The organism is Xanthomonas chitinilytica, assembly GCF_026107455.2.
In the GTDB taxonomy this organism is placed as follows: domain Bacteria; phylum Pseudomonadota; class Gammaproteobacteria; order Xanthomonadales; family Xanthomonadaceae; genus Stenotrophomonas; species Stenotrophomonas chitinilytica.
Genome location: NZ_JAPCHY010000004.1, coordinates 367,464 through 381,229, shown reverse-complemented (window position 1 = coordinate 381,229; position 13,766 = coordinate 367,464). Strand labels below are relative to the sequence as shown.

Annotated in this window: 10 protein-coding genes and 3 tRNA genes; 5 read left to right on the top strand and 8 right to left on the bottom strand. The window is 69.4% G+C overall.

All coding sequences use genetic code 11. The features are described 5' to 3' along the window. Positions 1-286 precede the first annotated feature (286 nt). The 3 genes from rlmB to rnr all read right to left on the bottom strand — a co-directional run bounded on the left by rlmB (position 287) and on the right by rnr (position 4,314). Positions 287-1,033, bottom strand: a complete 747-nt coding sequence (gene rlmB / locus OK345_RS07575) for a 23S rRNA (guanosine(2251)-2'-O)-methyltransferase RlmB (protein WP_265127308.1) — start codon at positions 1,031-1,033, stop codon at positions 287-289. Positions 1,034-1,361: 328 nt separating this feature from the next. Continuing rightward, positions 1,362-1,835 (bottom strand): GFA family protein, encoded by a 474-nt coding sequence (locus tag OK345_RS07570; protein WP_265127307.1) that lies wholly within the window; start codon positions 1,833-1,835, stop codon positions 1,362-1,364. Positions 1,836-1,845: 10 nt separating this feature from the next. Further along, complete coding sequence (gene rnr, locus OK345_RS07565) at positions 1,846-4,314, bottom strand: ribonuclease R (RefSeq protein WP_265154746.1); 2,469 nt, start codon at positions 4,312-4,314, stop codon at positions 1,846-1,848. A 115-nt stretch (positions 4,315-4,429) separates the two neighbouring features. On the opposite strand from rnr, the gene OK345_RS07560 reads away from it, so the two are divergent. The 3 genes from OK345_RS07560 (at position 4,430) to OK345_RS07550 (ending at position 4,959) form a co-directional block, all read left to right on the top strand. Next, positions 4,430-4,514, top strand: a tRNA-Leu gene (locus OK345_RS07560). A 143-nt stretch (positions 4,515-4,657) separates the two neighbouring features. Then, positions 4,658-4,744: transfer RNA gene (locus OK345_RS07555), tRNA-Leu, on the top strand. Positions 4,745-4,874: 130 nt separating this feature from the next. Beyond that, positions 4,875-4,959 (top strand) — tRNA-Leu (locus OK345_RS07550). 118 nt (positions 4,960-5,077) lie between these two features. Here the strand turns inward: OK345_RS07550 and OK345_RS07545 are convergent. From OK345_RS07545 to OK345_RS07530, 4 genes are read right to left on the bottom strand one after another with little or no spacing between them, the layout of a single operon-like run. Next, on the bottom strand, positions 5,078-6,649 hold the full coding sequence (locus OK345_RS07545) for a DHA2 family efflux MFS transporter permease subunit (RefSeq protein WP_265127306.1): 1,572 nt from the start codon (positions 6,647-6,649) through the stop codon (positions 5,078-5,080). A gap of 11 nt (positions 6,650-6,660) precedes the next feature. Next, on the bottom strand, positions 6,661-7,842 hold the full coding sequence (locus tag OK345_RS07540) for an HlyD family secretion protein (RefSeq protein WP_265127305.1): 1,182 nt from the start codon (positions 7,840-7,842) through the stop codon (positions 6,661-6,663). Positions 7,843-7,852: 10 nt separating this feature from the next. Further along, positions 7,853-9,340 (bottom strand): efflux transporter outer membrane subunit, encoded by a 1,488-nt coding sequence (locus OK345_RS07535; RefSeq protein WP_265127304.1) that lies wholly within the window; start codon positions 9,338-9,340, stop codon positions 7,853-7,855. Continuing rightward, a complete protein-coding gene (locus OK345_RS07530; protein WP_265127303.1) occupies positions 9,337-9,780 on the bottom strand; it encodes a MarR family winged helix-turn-helix transcriptional regulator in 444 nt (147 codons plus the stop codon). The genes OK345_RS07535 and OK345_RS07530 overlap by 4 nt, the downstream gene beginning before the upstream one ends. Positions 9,781-9,968: 188 nt before the next feature. Here OK345_RS07530 and parC point away from each other — a divergent pair, with 188 nt between their 5' ends. Then, positions 9,969-12,212, top strand: a complete 2,244-nt coding sequence (parC, locus tag OK345_RS07525; RefSeq protein WP_265127302.1) for a DNA topoisomerase IV subunit A — start codon at positions 9,969-9,971, stop codon at positions 12,210-12,212. 48 nt (positions 12,213-12,260) lie between these two features. Beyond that, positions 12,261-12,917 carry a thiopurine S-methyltransferase gene (locus OK345_RS07520; protein WP_265127301.1) on the top strand — a complete coding sequence of 219 codons (657 nt, stop codon included), beginning with the start codon at positions 12,261-12,263 and terminating at the stop codon, positions 12,915-12,917. Positions 12,918-13,230: 313 nt separating this feature from the next. Here the strand turns inward: OK345_RS07520 and bfr are convergent, their stop codons facing one another. After that, positions 13,231-13,719 carry a bacterioferritin gene (bfr, locus tag OK345_RS07515; protein WP_265127300.1) on the bottom strand — a complete coding sequence of 163 codons (489 nt, stop codon included), beginning with the start codon at positions 13,717-13,719 and terminating at the stop codon, positions 13,231-13,233. Positions 13,720-13,766 lie beyond the last annotated feature (47 nt).

The following is a 13,766-nucleotide window of genomic DNA, read 5'->3' as shown; positions in this document are numbered from 1 at the left end:
GATTGTCCCATCGCGGCCTGTCGGCCGTATTCACTCGTCGCCTTGGGGAGCGATTCGATGGTGCGGGATACCTGCCCTGTAGGAGCGACGTCAGTCGCTACCGCTCTGCGGTGGGCCAATCTTCGAAAAGCGGTCGCGACTGACGTCGCTCCTACAACGTCTTCCCGCGGTTGTAGGAGCGACGTCAGTCGCGACCGGCAGCGCACCAACGGTTCCGGCGAAACACCACGAAAAAAGCCCCGCCAAGGCGGGGCTTTTCCGTTCGCGACGGCCACGGCGCGGCAGCTCAGCCCAGGCGCTGGCGCACCGCCTCGAACAGGCTCACGCCGGCGGCCACCGACACGTTGAGGCTCTCGATCTCGCCCGGCATCGGGATCTTCGCCAGGCCGTCGCAATTCTCGCGGGTCAGCCGACGCAGGCCGTCGGCCTCCCCGCCCAGCACCAGCGCCACGTTGCCGCGCAGGTCCAGCGAATACAGCGAGGCCTCGGCTTCGCCGGCCAGCCCGTAGATCCACACGCCCTGCTTCTGCAGGTCCTTCAGGCAGCGCGACAGGTTGGTCACCGCCACCACCGGGATGCGGTCGGCGGCGCCGGCCGAAGTCTTGCGCACGGTGGCGTTGACCGAGGCCGACTTGTCCTTGGGAATGACCACCGCGGTGGCGCCCGCGGCGGCGGCGCTGCGCAGGCAGGCGCCGAGGTTGTGCGGGTCCTGCACTTCGTCCAGCACCAGCAGCAGCGCCTTGCCTTCGGCGCCGGCGACCAGCCCCTCCAGCTCGTTCTCGCTCCAGGTGCGGGCAGCGGCGTAGCGCGCGGCCACGCCCTGGTGGCGTACCGAACCGGCCACGCCGGCCAGCGCCTGGGCATTGACCTTGCGCACGTCGATGCCCTTGCGCCGCGCGTTCTCCTCGATCTCGACCAGTCGCGGATTCTTGGCGCCGGCCTCGACCAGCACCTCGCGCACGTTCTCGGCGTCGTTCTCGATGGAGGACGCGACGGCGTTGACGCCGACGATCCACTGGCTTTGCTTGCTCATTGCGCGAAACGCCGGAAAGGTGGGGAGGGAATGGTAGGCGCTGGCGCAGGTCCGGGCCAGCCTTGCGGGACCCCCCGTAGAGCCGAGCCCGCTCGGCCAGGGCCTTCCCGCCGCGTAGAGCCGAGCCCGCTCGGCTGGGGCCTCCCCGCCGCGTAGAGCCGAGCCCGCTCGGCCGGAGCCTCCCCGCCGTGTAGAGCCGAGCCCGCTCGGCCGGGGCCTCCCCGCCGCGTAGAGCCGAGCTCGCTCGGCTGGAGCCTCCCCGCCGTGTAGAGCCGAGCTCGCCCGGCTGGGGCGTTCCCGGCCAAAAGGCAGCCGAGCGAGCTCGGCTCTACAGCGACGACGACGGCCAACGGGCGGTGTCGTGGTCCGGGTGCTGGTTCGACTCGATCCGCGCCAGGAACTCCAGCGCCACCATGTCCTCCTCGGTGCGCGTGCCCGGCAGCGCGTGCAGCGCGTCGACGAACGGCAGCCTGGCCTCCAGCCCGTACTGCAGCGTCGGCGGCAACCGGGCCGGCTCGTCGAACGCGCCGGCCGCGATCGCCATGCCGTCAGGCGCCTCGTAGGTCAACGGCGTGCCGCACGCGGCGCAGAAGCCGCGCGCGACCAGGTTCGAGGAGGCATAGCGCGCCGGCTCGCCGCGGGTCCAGGCGAACTCGGCCCCGCGCACCGACACCAGCGGCGCGTAGTAGGCGCCGAACGCCTTCTGGCACATCCGGCAGTGGCAGATCGAGGCGCTCAGGCGGCCGCGCACGTGGAAACGCACCGCCCCGCACTGGCACCCGCCGCTGTATTCGTCCGCCATCGCCGCCTCCTCAATACTTGCGCTTGGGCCGCTTGGCCGGCTTGCCGCGCGGCGGCAGGTCGCCCTCGCCCGCGGCCTTGCCGTCCGCCTGCTCGACCAGCCGGAAGTCGATCTTGCGCTCCTCCATGCTCGCCTTGAGCACCAGGATGCGCACGCGGTCGCCGAGGCGGAACTCGCTGCCGCGGCGTTCGCCGGTCAGGGTCTTGCGCACCGCGTCGAAGTGGTAATAGTCGTGCGGCAACTGGGTGACGTGCACCAGGCCGTTGACCTTGGACTCGTCCAGCTCCACGAACAGGCCGAAACTGGTCACGCCGCTGATGACGCCGTCGAACTGGCCGCCGACGTGCTTTTCCATCCACGCCGCGCGGTAGCGCTCGTCGACCTCGCGCTCGGCCTCGTCGGCACGGCGTTCGCGTTCGGAGCACTGCAGCGCCAGCGCCGCCATCTGGCTCGGCGAGTACAGGTACTTCTCCGGCTTGCCGCCGGTCAGCACGTACTTCAGCGCGCGGTGCACCAGCAGGTCCGGGTAGCGGCGGATCGGCGAGGTGAAGTGGGCGTAGGCCTCCAGCGCCAGCCCGAAGTGGCCGGCGTTGTCCGGCGAATACACCGCCATGCTCTGGCTGCGCAGCAGCACCGATTCCAGCAGCGTCGCATCGGGGCGCTCGCGGATCTTCTTCAGCAACCGGGTGTAGTCGCCCGGCTGCACCTTGGCCCACGGCGGCAGGCTCAGCTTGAATTCCTTCAGGAACTCCAGCAGGTCCTCGAACTTGGACTCCGGCGGCTTCTCGTGGATGCGGTACGGCGCCGGCACGTGTGCGGCCAGCAGGTGGCGCGCGGCCTGCACGTTGGCGGCGATCATGCATTCCTCGATCAGCTTGTGCGCGTCGTTGCGCACCAGCATCCCGGCCTGGGTGACTTCGCCGCGGTTGTCCAGCACGAAGCGCACTTCGGAGGATTCGAACTCGATCGCGCCGCGGCGCGCGCGCGCCTTGGCCAGCACCTCGAACAGCTGGTGCAGGCGCTGCACCTGCGGCAGCAGCGCGCCGATCTCGGCCTGCGCCTGCGCATCGTCCTCGCCCACCGCCTTCCACACCTGGGTGTAGGTCAGCCGCGCGTGCGAGTTCATCACCGCCTCGTAGAAGCGCGAGCCGGTCACCTCGCCCTTGCGGTCCACCTGCATGTCGCAGACGAAGCACATGCGGTCGACCTTCGGCATCAGCGAGCAGATGCCGTTGGACAGCGTCTCCGGCAGCATCGGCACCACGAAGCCGGGGAAGTACACCGAGGTGGCGCGCCTGGCCGCCTCCTCGTCCAGCGGCGTGCCCGGACGCACGTAGTGCGACACGTCGGCGATGGCCACCACCAGGCGGAAACCGTCGCGGTTGGGTTCGCAGTACACCGCGTCGTCGAAGTCCTTGGCGTCCTCGCCGTCGATGGTCACCAGCGGCATCTGCCGCAGGTCGACGCGATTGCCGATCATCGCCGGCTCCACCGCCAGCGGCACCGCGGCGGCCTCGTCCAGCACCTCGCGCGGGAATTCGTGCGGCAGCTCGTGGCCGTGAATCGCGGTCTCCACCACCAGCGACGGCGTCAGCTTGTCGCCCAGTACCGCGATGATGCGGCCGATCGGCGGACGCCGCGAATCCGGCGCGTGCACCAGTTCGCACACCACCAGCTGGCCATCGCGCGCGCCGCCGGTCTGGTCCGGCGGCACCTGCACGTTGCGCTGCACGCGCTTGTCGTCGGGCACCACGAAGTTGATGCCCAGCTCGACGCTGAAACGGCCGATCAGCCGGTTCATGCCGCGCTCGAGCACGCGCGCGATGCTGCCCTCGCGGCGGCCGCGGCGGTCGATGCCGGTGACGTTGGCCAGCACCCGGTCGCCGTGCATGACCTTGCGCATCTCGTACGGCGGCAGGAACAGGTCGTCGCCGCCCTCGCTCGGGCGCAGGAAACCGAAGCCTTCCGGATTGGCGATGACGGTGCCGGGGATCAGGTTGGTGACCTGCACCGGGGCGAAGCCGCCGCGACGGTTCTGCACCAGTTGCCCATCGCGCACCATCGCGCCCAGGCGCTTGCCCAGCGCATCGGCGCGATCGGGTTCGGTCAGGCCCAGGTGCGCGGCGATCTCTTCGGCGGTCTGCGGGCCGTCGCAGCGGTCGAGCAGCTGCAGGATGGCTTCGCGGCTGGCGATGGGCTGCGCGTAGCGCTCGGCCTCGCGGGCGGCATAGGGATCGGTGAAATCGCGGTCTGCGGTCGGTGCCGGGCGCTTGCGGCGGCTTCCGGAACCGGCCGGGGCGGGCGCGGGGCCGGCTCCGCCGCGCTTGCCGGGTCGTGCCGGCGGCTGGGCCAGGCTTTCCGGCATCCATCCCGGCAGCTTCTTCTTTGCGGTGCGGGCCTTGCCCGGTGCCTGGACCGGCGCTTTGCCGGAAGAGGACTTGCGGGCCTTGTCGGCCCCATTGGGTGTTTTGTTTTTCATCGACCCCCATGGTACCCCCTGCCGCCGTATAGAAACGGTGGTGGGCATACCGCGGCGGGCCGCGGGTGGTCGTTGACAAACCCGCCGGCGATCCCCAGAATCGCCGGCTCGCAAGGCCCAGGTGGCGGAATTGGTAGACGCACTAGTTTCAGGTACTAGCGGGTAAAACCGTGGAGGTTCGAGTCCTCTCCTGGGCACCAAGCGAGATCGAAGCAGAAACCCGCGCAAGCGGGTTTCTTCGTTTCCGCCCACCGGCGAGCGGCGCCGCCGCTCCGCTCTTGCCGGAATCGGGCAAGGACGTTGACAAGCTGCCTGCGCACCGGCACAATTCCGCTCCTGAGTCGCCCAGGTGGCGGAATTGGTAGACGCACTAGCTTCAGGTGCTAGCGGGGGCAACTTCGTGGAGGTTCGAGTCCTCTCCTGGGCACCACGACTCAAGAAGAAACCCGCGAAAGCGGGTTTTTTCGTTTCTGCCCGTCGCACGCGATGCCGGCGACAACGCACCCGCACAAGCACGTTGACAGGCCCGATCCGCACCGGCACAATTCCGCTCCTGAGTCGCCCAGGTGGCGGAATTGGTAGACGCACTAGTTTCAGGTACTAGCGGGTAAAACCGTGGAGGTTCGAGTCCTCTCCTGGGCACCACGACTCAAACGAAACAGACCCGCGAAAGCGGGTTTTTTCATGTCCGGCACAACCGCCTGCACATGACGAAAACCCCGCCTCGCGGCGGGGTTTCGCGTTTGCGGCGACGACGCGGGCCTCAGTGCCCGCCGGCCGAGGCCGCGCTGCCGGCACCGGCGCCGAACGGCGGCCTGGCCAGCCACAGGAAGGCGATGATCGCCAGGAACACCCAGCCCAGCAGGTAGAAGATGTCGTTGAAGCCCATCTGCGAGGCCTGGTGATTGATCGTGGTGTTGAGCAAGGCCGCGCCGTGCTGCAGGTCGCCCTGCCCCATCGCCGCCACCTGGTCCTGCATGCCCGGCGTGTAGGCCGAGATGTGCTCGGTCAGGTGCGCGTGGTGCTCCTGGGTGCGGCGCGCCCACAGCCAGGTGGTCAACGAGGCGGCGAAGCTGCCGCCCAGCGTGCGCAGGAAGGTGGCCAGGCCGGAGCCGGCGGCGATCTCGCGCCCGTCCAGGTCCGACAGCAGGATCTGCAGCACCGGCATGAAGAACAGCGCCACGCCCACGCCCATCAGCAGCTGCACCCCGGCCACGTGCTGGAAGTCCACCTGCAGGTTGAAGCCCGAGCGCAGGAAGCTGGTCAGCGACAGGAACACGAAGGCGATGGACGCCAGCATGCGCATGTCGTAACGGCCGGCGTACTTGCCGACGAACGGGGTCAGGATCACCGGCAGGATGCCGATCGGCGCGGTCGCCAGGCCTGCCCAGATCGCGGTGTAGCCCATGTCGCGCTGCAGCCACAGCGGGATCAGCAGCGCCACGCTGAAGAACGCCGCGTAGGCCACCACCAGCGCCAGCGTGCCGGCGCGGAAGTTGCGGTGGCGGAACAGGCGCAGGTCGACGATGGGGTCCTTGTCGGTCAGCTCCCAGATCAGGAACACCGCCAGCGCCACCACCGACACGCAGCTGAGCATCACGATGGTCGGCGAGGAGAACCAGTCCTCGTCGTTGCCCAGGTCCAGCACCAGTTGCAATGCGCCGACGCCGATCACCAGGGTGACCAGGCCGACGTAGTCCATCTTCGGCCGCTCGGTGTGCTCGGGCCGGCCCTTGAGCTGGCTGCCCACCACCAGCGCGGCGAAAATGCCCAGCGGCACGTTGATCAGGAAGATCCATTCCCAGCTGTAGTTGTCGGTGATCCAGCCGCCGAGGATCGGCCCGGCGATCGGCGCGACCACGGTGACCATCGCCAGCAGCGCCAGCGCCTGCCCGCGTTTCTCGCGCGGGTAGATCGACACCAGCAGCGACTGGGTGATCGGGTACATCGGCCCGGCGACGAAGCCCTGCAGCGCGCGCGACACCACCAGCATGCCCATGCTCTGCGCCAGCCCGCACAGCAGCGAGGCGACGGTGAAGGCCAGCGTGGCCCACACGAACAAGCGGGTTTCGCCGAAGCGGCGGCTGAGCCAGCCGGTCAGCGGCAGGGCGATGGCGGTGCTGACCGCGAACGAGGTGATGACCCAGGTGGCCTGCTGCGAACTGGCGCCGAGGTTGCCGGAAATGGCCGGCAGCGAGACGTTGGCGATGGTGGTGTCGAGCACCTGCATGAACGAGGCCATCGCCAGGCCGATGGTGCACAGCGCCACGCTGGGCGGCGCGAAACCGGCGGCCGGCACCGCGGGCGCACCCGCGGCTGGAGCTTGAGCGGACATGGAGTGTTGCCTCAGCCGGCCCTGGCCTGCCGCGGCAGGTTGTCGTGGATGATGCGGCCGATCGCCGCGTCGGCGTCATGCAGCTGTTTCGCATAGACGTCGGTGTCGAACACGTTGCCCTCGGCCGGACGGGCCGGCAGCACTTCGCCGTTCTGGTCGCGCAGGCTGACCTCGGCCTTCATCGACAGGCCGATGCGCAGCGGGTGTTCGGCCAGCTGCTTTTCGTCGATGGCGATGCGCACCGGCACGCGCTGCACGATCTTGATCCAGTTGCCGCTGGCGTTCTGCGCCGGCAGCAGCGAGAACGCCGAGCCGGTGCCCAGCCCGAGGCTGGCGATGCGGCCCTTGTACTTCACCTCGCCGCCGTACAGGTCCGAGCGCAGTTCCACTTCCTGGCCCAGGCGCATGTGCCGCAGCTGGGTTTCCTTGAAGTTGGCCTCGACCCACATCTGCTCGGTCGGCACCACCGCCATCAGCGGGGTACCCGGCTGCACGCGCTGGCCGACCTGTACCGAACGCCGCGCGACGAAGCCTGCGACCGGCGCGACGATGCCGGCGCGGGCGTTGTTGAGCCACGCCTGGCGCAGCTGCGCGGCGGCGGCCTGCACGTCCGGCTGGGTCGCCACCACGGTGTCGTCGACCAGCGCACGGCTGCGCTCGAAGGTTTCGCGCGAACCGGCGACAGCGGCTTCGGCCGCGGCCAGCTCGTCGCGGGCGTGGGCCAGTTCCTCGTTGGAGATCGCGCCGGTGGCGGCCAGGTCCTTGCGCCGGGCGAAGTCGTCGCGGGCCCGCTTCAGGCTGACCTGGCGCGCGTTCAATTCAGCCTGCGCGCCTTCGACGCTGCGGTACAGGCCACGCACCTGGCGCACGGTGCGGGCCAGATTGGCCTCGGCCTGCTGCAACGCCACTTCGGTATCGGCCGGGTCGAGCTGCACCAGCAGCTGGCCCTGCTCCACGCGCATGCCGTCGTCGGCGGCGATGGCGACCACGGTGCCGGCCACCTGCGGGGTGATCTGCACCTGGTTGCCCTGCACGTAGGCGTCGTCGGTTTCCTCGAACCAGCGGCCGAAGGCGAAGTACCACAGTGCGAATGCCGCCAGCAGCAGCACGACGATGGCCAGCAGCCCGCGCAGCAGGCGGCCACGACGGCTGGGCGCGGCGGGGGCTTGGGGAGTTGCGGAGGTCTGAGTCATGGGGGAACTCTCAGGAATGCGGTGATACGGAGGAATGGGAAAGGCGTGCGTCGGCGGCCGGCTCGAAGCCGCCGCCCAGCGCCTGGCTCAGCCTTGCCGCGGCCAGCAGGCGCTGGGCATGCAGGCTGGCCTGCAGTTGTTGCGCGGCCAGCAACTGGGACTGCGCGCCCAGCACGTCCAGGTAGTTGCCGATGCCGGCGCGGTAGCGCTGGCTGGCCAGGTCGAAGGCCGCGCCGGCGGTATCCACCGCCTGCTGCTGCGACTGCACCTGCTGCTCCAGCGAGCGCACCGCGTTGATCTGGTCGGCCACCTCGTGCAGCGCATCGATCACGACCTGGTTGTAGCCGGCCACGGCCAGGTCGTACTGCGCGTCGGCGCCGGCCAGGTTGGCGCGCAGGCGGCCGCCGTCGAAGATCGGCAGGCTCAGCGCCGGTCCGAGGTAGGCGAAGGTGGAGCCGCTTTCGAGCAGGTCGCCGACGCCGGGGGCGACCACGCCGGCCAGTGCGGTGAGGTTGAAGCTGGGATAGAAGCGGGTCTGCGCCACCTTGACCTGCTTGCCGGCCGCTTCCACCCGCCAGCGCGCGGCCACCACGTCCGGGCGCCGGCCCAGCAGTTCGCTGGGCAGCACGCCGGGCAGTTGCAGCGCGGCGGCGTTCAACGCCTGCGGGCGCTCGATGCGCAGACCGCGGTCCGGCCCCTGCCCGAGCAATGCGGCCAGCGCGGTGCGGGCCGCGTCTATCTGCTGCTGCGCGGCCTGCAGCTGCTGCTGCGCCGCGGGGATGCGGGCTTCGGCCTGGCGCACCTGCAATTCGCTGTCGATGCCGGCGGCACGACGCTGGCGTACCAGCTGCAGCGTCTTCTGCGCACGTTCCAGCTCCTGCTCGGCAACGTCGCTGGACTGCCAGGCACGGTCGAACTCGACATAGGCGCGGACGACGCCGGCCGACAGGTTCAGGCGCGCGGCCTGGGCATCGACGGCGGCGGCATGCACACCATCGACGGCCGCTTCCCAACTGGCGCGCTTGCCGCCCCACAGGTCGAAGCCGTAGCTGAAATCGAAGGCGACCTGGCCACTGCCCGTGTAATGGCCGCCCATCTCCTCGCCGACCATCGACTCGGGCAGGCGCATGCCGGTATAGCCGCCGGACACGGACAGACCGGGCAGGCGGTCGGCACGGGCCACGCCGGCCTGTGCCTGCGCCTGGCGCAGGCGCGCATCGGCCGCGTCCAGGCTGGGGTGGCCGGCCAGCGCCTCGGCGACGAGCGCATCGAGCTGCGGGTCGCCAAGGCCACGCCACCAATCGCTGGCCGGGAAGCTGGACACGGCCAGGTCGCTGGCGGCCAGGGTGCGTTCGCTGTGCAGGCTGCCGGCATCGAGCAGCCGGCCCTGCGGTTGCAGGCCGCCGCTGCTGGCGCAGGCGGCCAGCGCCAGTACCAGTGCCGACGGCAGCAACGACCGGGCACGGCGCAGGGAGTGGAATCGGGAAGAGGAGATCATGGGAGCGTCAGGGAATCGCGGATCCGGGTAAGAAGGGACATCAGCAGCGCGCGCTCTTCGGGGCTCAGGTCACGCATGGCGTAATCCATCACCGTGTCGCCGCGCTTCTTCAGCCGCGCGCACAGCTCGCGGCCCTGCTCGGTCAGCACGATCTGCAGGGCGCGCCGGTCCTGCGCATGCGGCTCGCGGCGCACGCAGCCCAGCGCTTCGAACTTGTCGAGCAGGCGGGTGACCGCGCTGGGCACCTGGTCCAATGCCTGCGCCAACTCGTTGGCGGTGCACGGGGCCATGTGCGCCAGCGTTTTCAGGCCCACGAAGTGGGTGAAGCCGATGCCGAGGTCTTCCTCGGCCATCGACGCATCGAGCTGGCGGGCCAGGCCGTCGCGCACCTGGCGCAGCAGCAGGCCGAAGCTGGGGGGATTGGCGGTGGCACAGATCATGGCCGCGCATTCTCCTTTCACGAGGAATATTTCTCAATGGAAATATTCTATCTGGAATAAAATGCAGCGTTGCAGCCGTGGATCGCTGCCGGACATGGCGGCTTGGCATCCCCGACCGCATCCGGATAATCACCCGTTTGCGGAAGCGACGGTCGTCGTCGCTCCCCAGCCACAGGTAACAACCCCGCATGACCGATCTCGCCCGCCCCGCGTTCCACGGCTTCGAACAGTTGCCGTTGCGCGAATACGCCGAACGCGCGTACCTCGACTACTCCATGTACGTGGTGCTGGACCGTGCCCTGCCGTTCATCGGCGACGGCCTCAAGCCGGTGCAGCGCCGCATCATCTACGCGATGAGCGAACTGGGGCTCAACGCCTCGGCCAAGCCGAAGAAATCGGCGCGCACCGTCGGCGACGTCATCGGCAAATACCACCCGCACGGCGACAGCGCCTGCTACGAGGCGCTGGTGCTGATGGCGCAGCCGTTCTCCTACCGCTATCCGCTGATCGAGGGCCAGGGCAACTTCGGTTCCACCGACGATCCCAAGTCGTTCGCGGCGATGCGCTACACCGAGTCCAAGCTGACCCCGATCGCCGAGGTCCTGCTCGGCGAACTGGGCCACGGCACCACCGACTGGACCCCGAACTTCGACGGCACCCTGGAAGAGCCCACCTGGATGCCGGCGCGGCTGCCGCACCTGCTGCTCAACGGCACCACCGGCATCGCCGTGGGCATGGCCACCGACGTGCCGCCGCACAACCTCAACGAGATCGTCAACGCGCTGATCCACCTGCTCGACCACCCGGAAGCGACGGTGACCGAGCTGTGCGAATACGTGCAGGGCCCCGACTACCCGAGCAGCGCCGAGATCATCACCCCGCTGGCCGACCTGCGGAACATGTACGAGACCGGCAACGGCAGCGTGCGCGCGCGCTCCACCTTCCAGAAGGAAGCCGGCAACATCGTCGTCACCGCCCTGCCCTACCAGGTGTCGCCGTCGAAGGTGATCGAGCAGATCGCCGCGCAGATGCGCGCCAAGAAGCTGCCGTGGCTGGAGGACATCCGCGACGAGTCCGACCACGCCAATCCGGTGCGGGTGGTGCTGGTGCCGCGCTCCAACCGCGTCGACGCCGAGCAGCTGATGGGCCACCTGTTCGCCACCACCGACCTGGAGCGCAGCTACCGGGTCAACCTCAACGTCATCGGCCTGGACGGCCGCCCGCAGGTGAAGAACCTCAAGACGCTGCTGGCCGAGTGGCTGCAGTTCCGCGGCACCACCGTCACCCGGCGCCTGAACCACCGCCTGCAGAAGGTCGAGCGCCGCCTGCACCTGCTGGAAGGCCTGCTGGTGGCGTTCCTCAACCTGGACGAGGTGATCCGCATCATCCGCACCGAGGACGATGCCAAGGGCGCGCTGATCGCGCGCTTCGCGCTGAGCGAGGAACAGGCCGACTACATCCTCGACACCCGGCTGAAGCAGCTGGCGCGGCTTGAGGAAATGAAGATCCGCGGCGAGCAGGACGAACTGGCCGCCGAGCGCGAGAAGATCCTGGCCATCCTCGACAGCAAGACCAAGCTGCGCAAGCTGATCAAGGACGAGCTGATCGCCGACGCGCGCAAGTTCGGCGACGACCGCCGCTCGCCGCTGGTGCAGCGCGCCGCGGCCCAGGCCATCGACGAAACCGAGCTGGTGCCCAGCGAACCGATGACCGTGGTGCTGTCGGAGAAGGGCTGGATCCGCGCCGCCAAGGGCCACGACGTGGACGCGGCCGGCCTGTCCTACCGCGAAGGCGACAGCCTGCTCGGTGCGGTACGCGCGCGCAGCACCCAGCAGGTGGCCTTCCTCGATTCGGAAGGCCGCGCCTACTCCACCCTGGTGCACACCCTGCCCTCGGCGCGCGGCAACGGCGAACCGCTGACCGGCCGCTTCTCGCCGGCCTCGGGCAGTTCGTTCCAGGCGCTGGCCAGCGGCGAGAACGACACCCGCTTCGTGCTGGCGTCGTCGCACGGCTACGGCTTCGTCACCCGCTTCGAGAACCTCACCGGCCGCAACAAGGCCGGCAAGGCCATGCTCAACCTGACCGCCGGCTCGCGCGTGCTGCCGCCGGCGATGGTGGCCAACCCGCAGACCGACCGCATCGTTGCCGTCACCAGCGCCGGCAACCTGCTGGCGATCCCGGCCGGCGAACTGCCGGAACTGGACAAGGGCAAGGGCAACAAGATCATCGACATCCCCAAGGCCAAGCTGGCCACCGAGCGCGTGGTGGCGGTGGCCGCGGTGTCGCCGGGCAACACCCTGCTGGTGCGCAGCGGCCAGCGCACGATGAACCTGTCGTTCAAGGACCTGGATGCCTATGTGGGTACGCGGGCGACGCGCGGGCATTTGCTGCCGCGGGGGTGGCAGAAGGTGGATGGGTTGGACGTCCAGTAACCGCCACGCCCCACCGCGGACGCATCGACAACCCGTTGGAGAGACCCCGTGCAACACGACTTCTGGCTGCAACGCTGGCAACAGGGAAGGATCGGCTTCCACCGCAGCGAGGTGATGCCGCTGCTGGAACAGTACTGGCCGTCGCTGCAGCTGCAGGCCGGCAGCCGGGTGCTGGTGCCGTTGTGCGGCAAGACCCTGGACATGCACTGGCTGGCCGCGCAGGGCCACCGGGTGCTGGGCGTGGAGCTGTCGCCGCTGGCGGTGGAGCAGTTCTTCGAGGAGGCCGGCCTGGTGCCCGAAAGGCGCACCGGCGCCTGCGGCGAGCATTACCTGGCCGGGCCGATCGAGATCGTCCGCGGCGATGCGTTCGCGCTCGACGAGGCATTGTGGGCCGACGTGGCCGGGGTCTACGACCGCGCCGCGCTGATCGCGCTGCCGCCGGCGCTGCGCCGGCGCTACCTCGATACGCTCTATGCGCGGCTGCCGTCCGGCTGCCGCGGCCTGCTGCTCACCCTGGAATATCCGCAGGCGGAAAAGGCCGGCCCGCCGTTTTCGGTGGACCAGGACGAGGTCGAGGCCCTGTTCCTGCCATCCTGGCAGGTGGAGTTCGTGGAACGGCGCGACATCCTCGCGCAGGAGCCCGGCTTCCGCGCCGAGGGCGTCACCGCGCTGTCCACCGCGGTCTACCGGCTGCACCGCGACTGACCGTCGCACGGCCGCGCAAGCGCGCCATACCGGCAGCGCGACGGCGGGGATGCCGGAAACGGAACGGTCCTTCGCCCACCAGCGGGAGGAGCACGCTCCAGGCCCTGTCCGAAAAGCTCGCGACCGACGCCGGTCGCGATGGCCTGGAATCCGGCCGGGCCGATCGTGTTCCTGCTCCCGCGGCTGGACGAAGAACCAACGCAAAGGCCGGGGAATCCCCGGCCTTTCTACATGCGGTCGTCGGCTGGCTGGCGGCGGAGCGGCTGGCGATGGCTGGCAGGCTCCGGGGCGGGCGGGCGACGAACGGATGGACTCAGTGCGCCGGTGCGCCCTTGGCGTCGATCTTGCTGGTCTGGTACAGCTCCAGGCCGATGCGCTTGATCAGGCCCAGCTGCTGCTCCAGCCACCAGGCGTGGTCTTCCTCGGTGTCCTTGAGCTGCGCCAGCAGGATGTCGCGGCTCACGTAGTCCTGGTGCTGCTCGCACAGCTTCATGCCGGCGGCCAGGTTGGCGCGCACCGAATACTCGGTCTGCAGGTCCTTCTCCAGCATCTCCAGCACGGTGACGCCCGGCTCGAAGGCGTGCGGACGCATGTCCGGGTTGCCTTCCAGGAACAGGATGCGGCGCAGCAGCGCGTCGGCGTGCTGGGTCTCCTCTTCCATCTCGTGGTTGATGCGCTCGTACAGCGCCTGCAACCCCTGGTCCTCGTAGCGGCGGGAATGGATGAAGTACTGGTCGCGGGCCGCCAGCTCGCCGCGCAGCAGTTCTTTCAGGCATTCAACAACGTCGGGATGGCCTTTCATGGGGGGGCTCCTTGCAGGTCGATGGCGTACATGGTGCCGCATCTTCG

Bases quoted from the DNA above. Each gene is read 5' to 3' on its own strand.
- OK345_RS07570 (WP_265127307.1), bottom strand. From the start codon at position 1,835: ATGGCGGACGAATACAGCGGCGGGTGCCAGTGCGGGGCGGTGCGTTTC.
- OK345_RS07535 (WP_265127304.1), bottom strand. From the start codon at position 9,340: ATGATCTCCTCTTCCCGATTCCACTCCCTGCGCCGTGCCCGGTCGTTG.
- rnr (WP_265154746.1), bottom strand. From the start codon at position 4,314: ATGAAAAACAAAACACCCAATGGGGCCGACAAGGCCCGCAAGTCCTCT.
- OK345_RS07545 (WP_265127306.1), bottom strand. From the start codon at position 6,649: ATGTCCGCTCAAGCTCCAGCCGCGGGTGCGCCCGCGGTGCCGGCCGCC.
- bfr (WP_265127300.1), bottom strand. From the start codon at position 13,719: ATGAAAGGCCATCCCGACGTTGTTGAATGCCTGAAAGAACTGCTGCGC.
- parC (WP_265127302.1), top strand. From the start codon at position 9,969: ATGACCGATCTCGCCCGCCCCGCGTTCCACGGCTTCGAACAGTTGCCG.
- OK345_RS07540 (WP_265127305.1), bottom strand. From the start codon at position 7,842: ATGACTCAGACCTCCGCAACTCCCCAAGCCCCCGCCGCGCCCAGCCGT.
- OK345_RS07530 (WP_265127303.1), bottom strand. From the start codon at position 9,780: ATGATCTGTGCCACCGCCAATCCCCCCAGCTTCGGCCTGCTGCTGCGC.
- rlmB (WP_265127308.1), bottom strand. From the start codon at position 1,033: ATGAGCAAGCAAAGCCAGTGGATCGTCGGCGTCAACGCCGTCGCGTCC.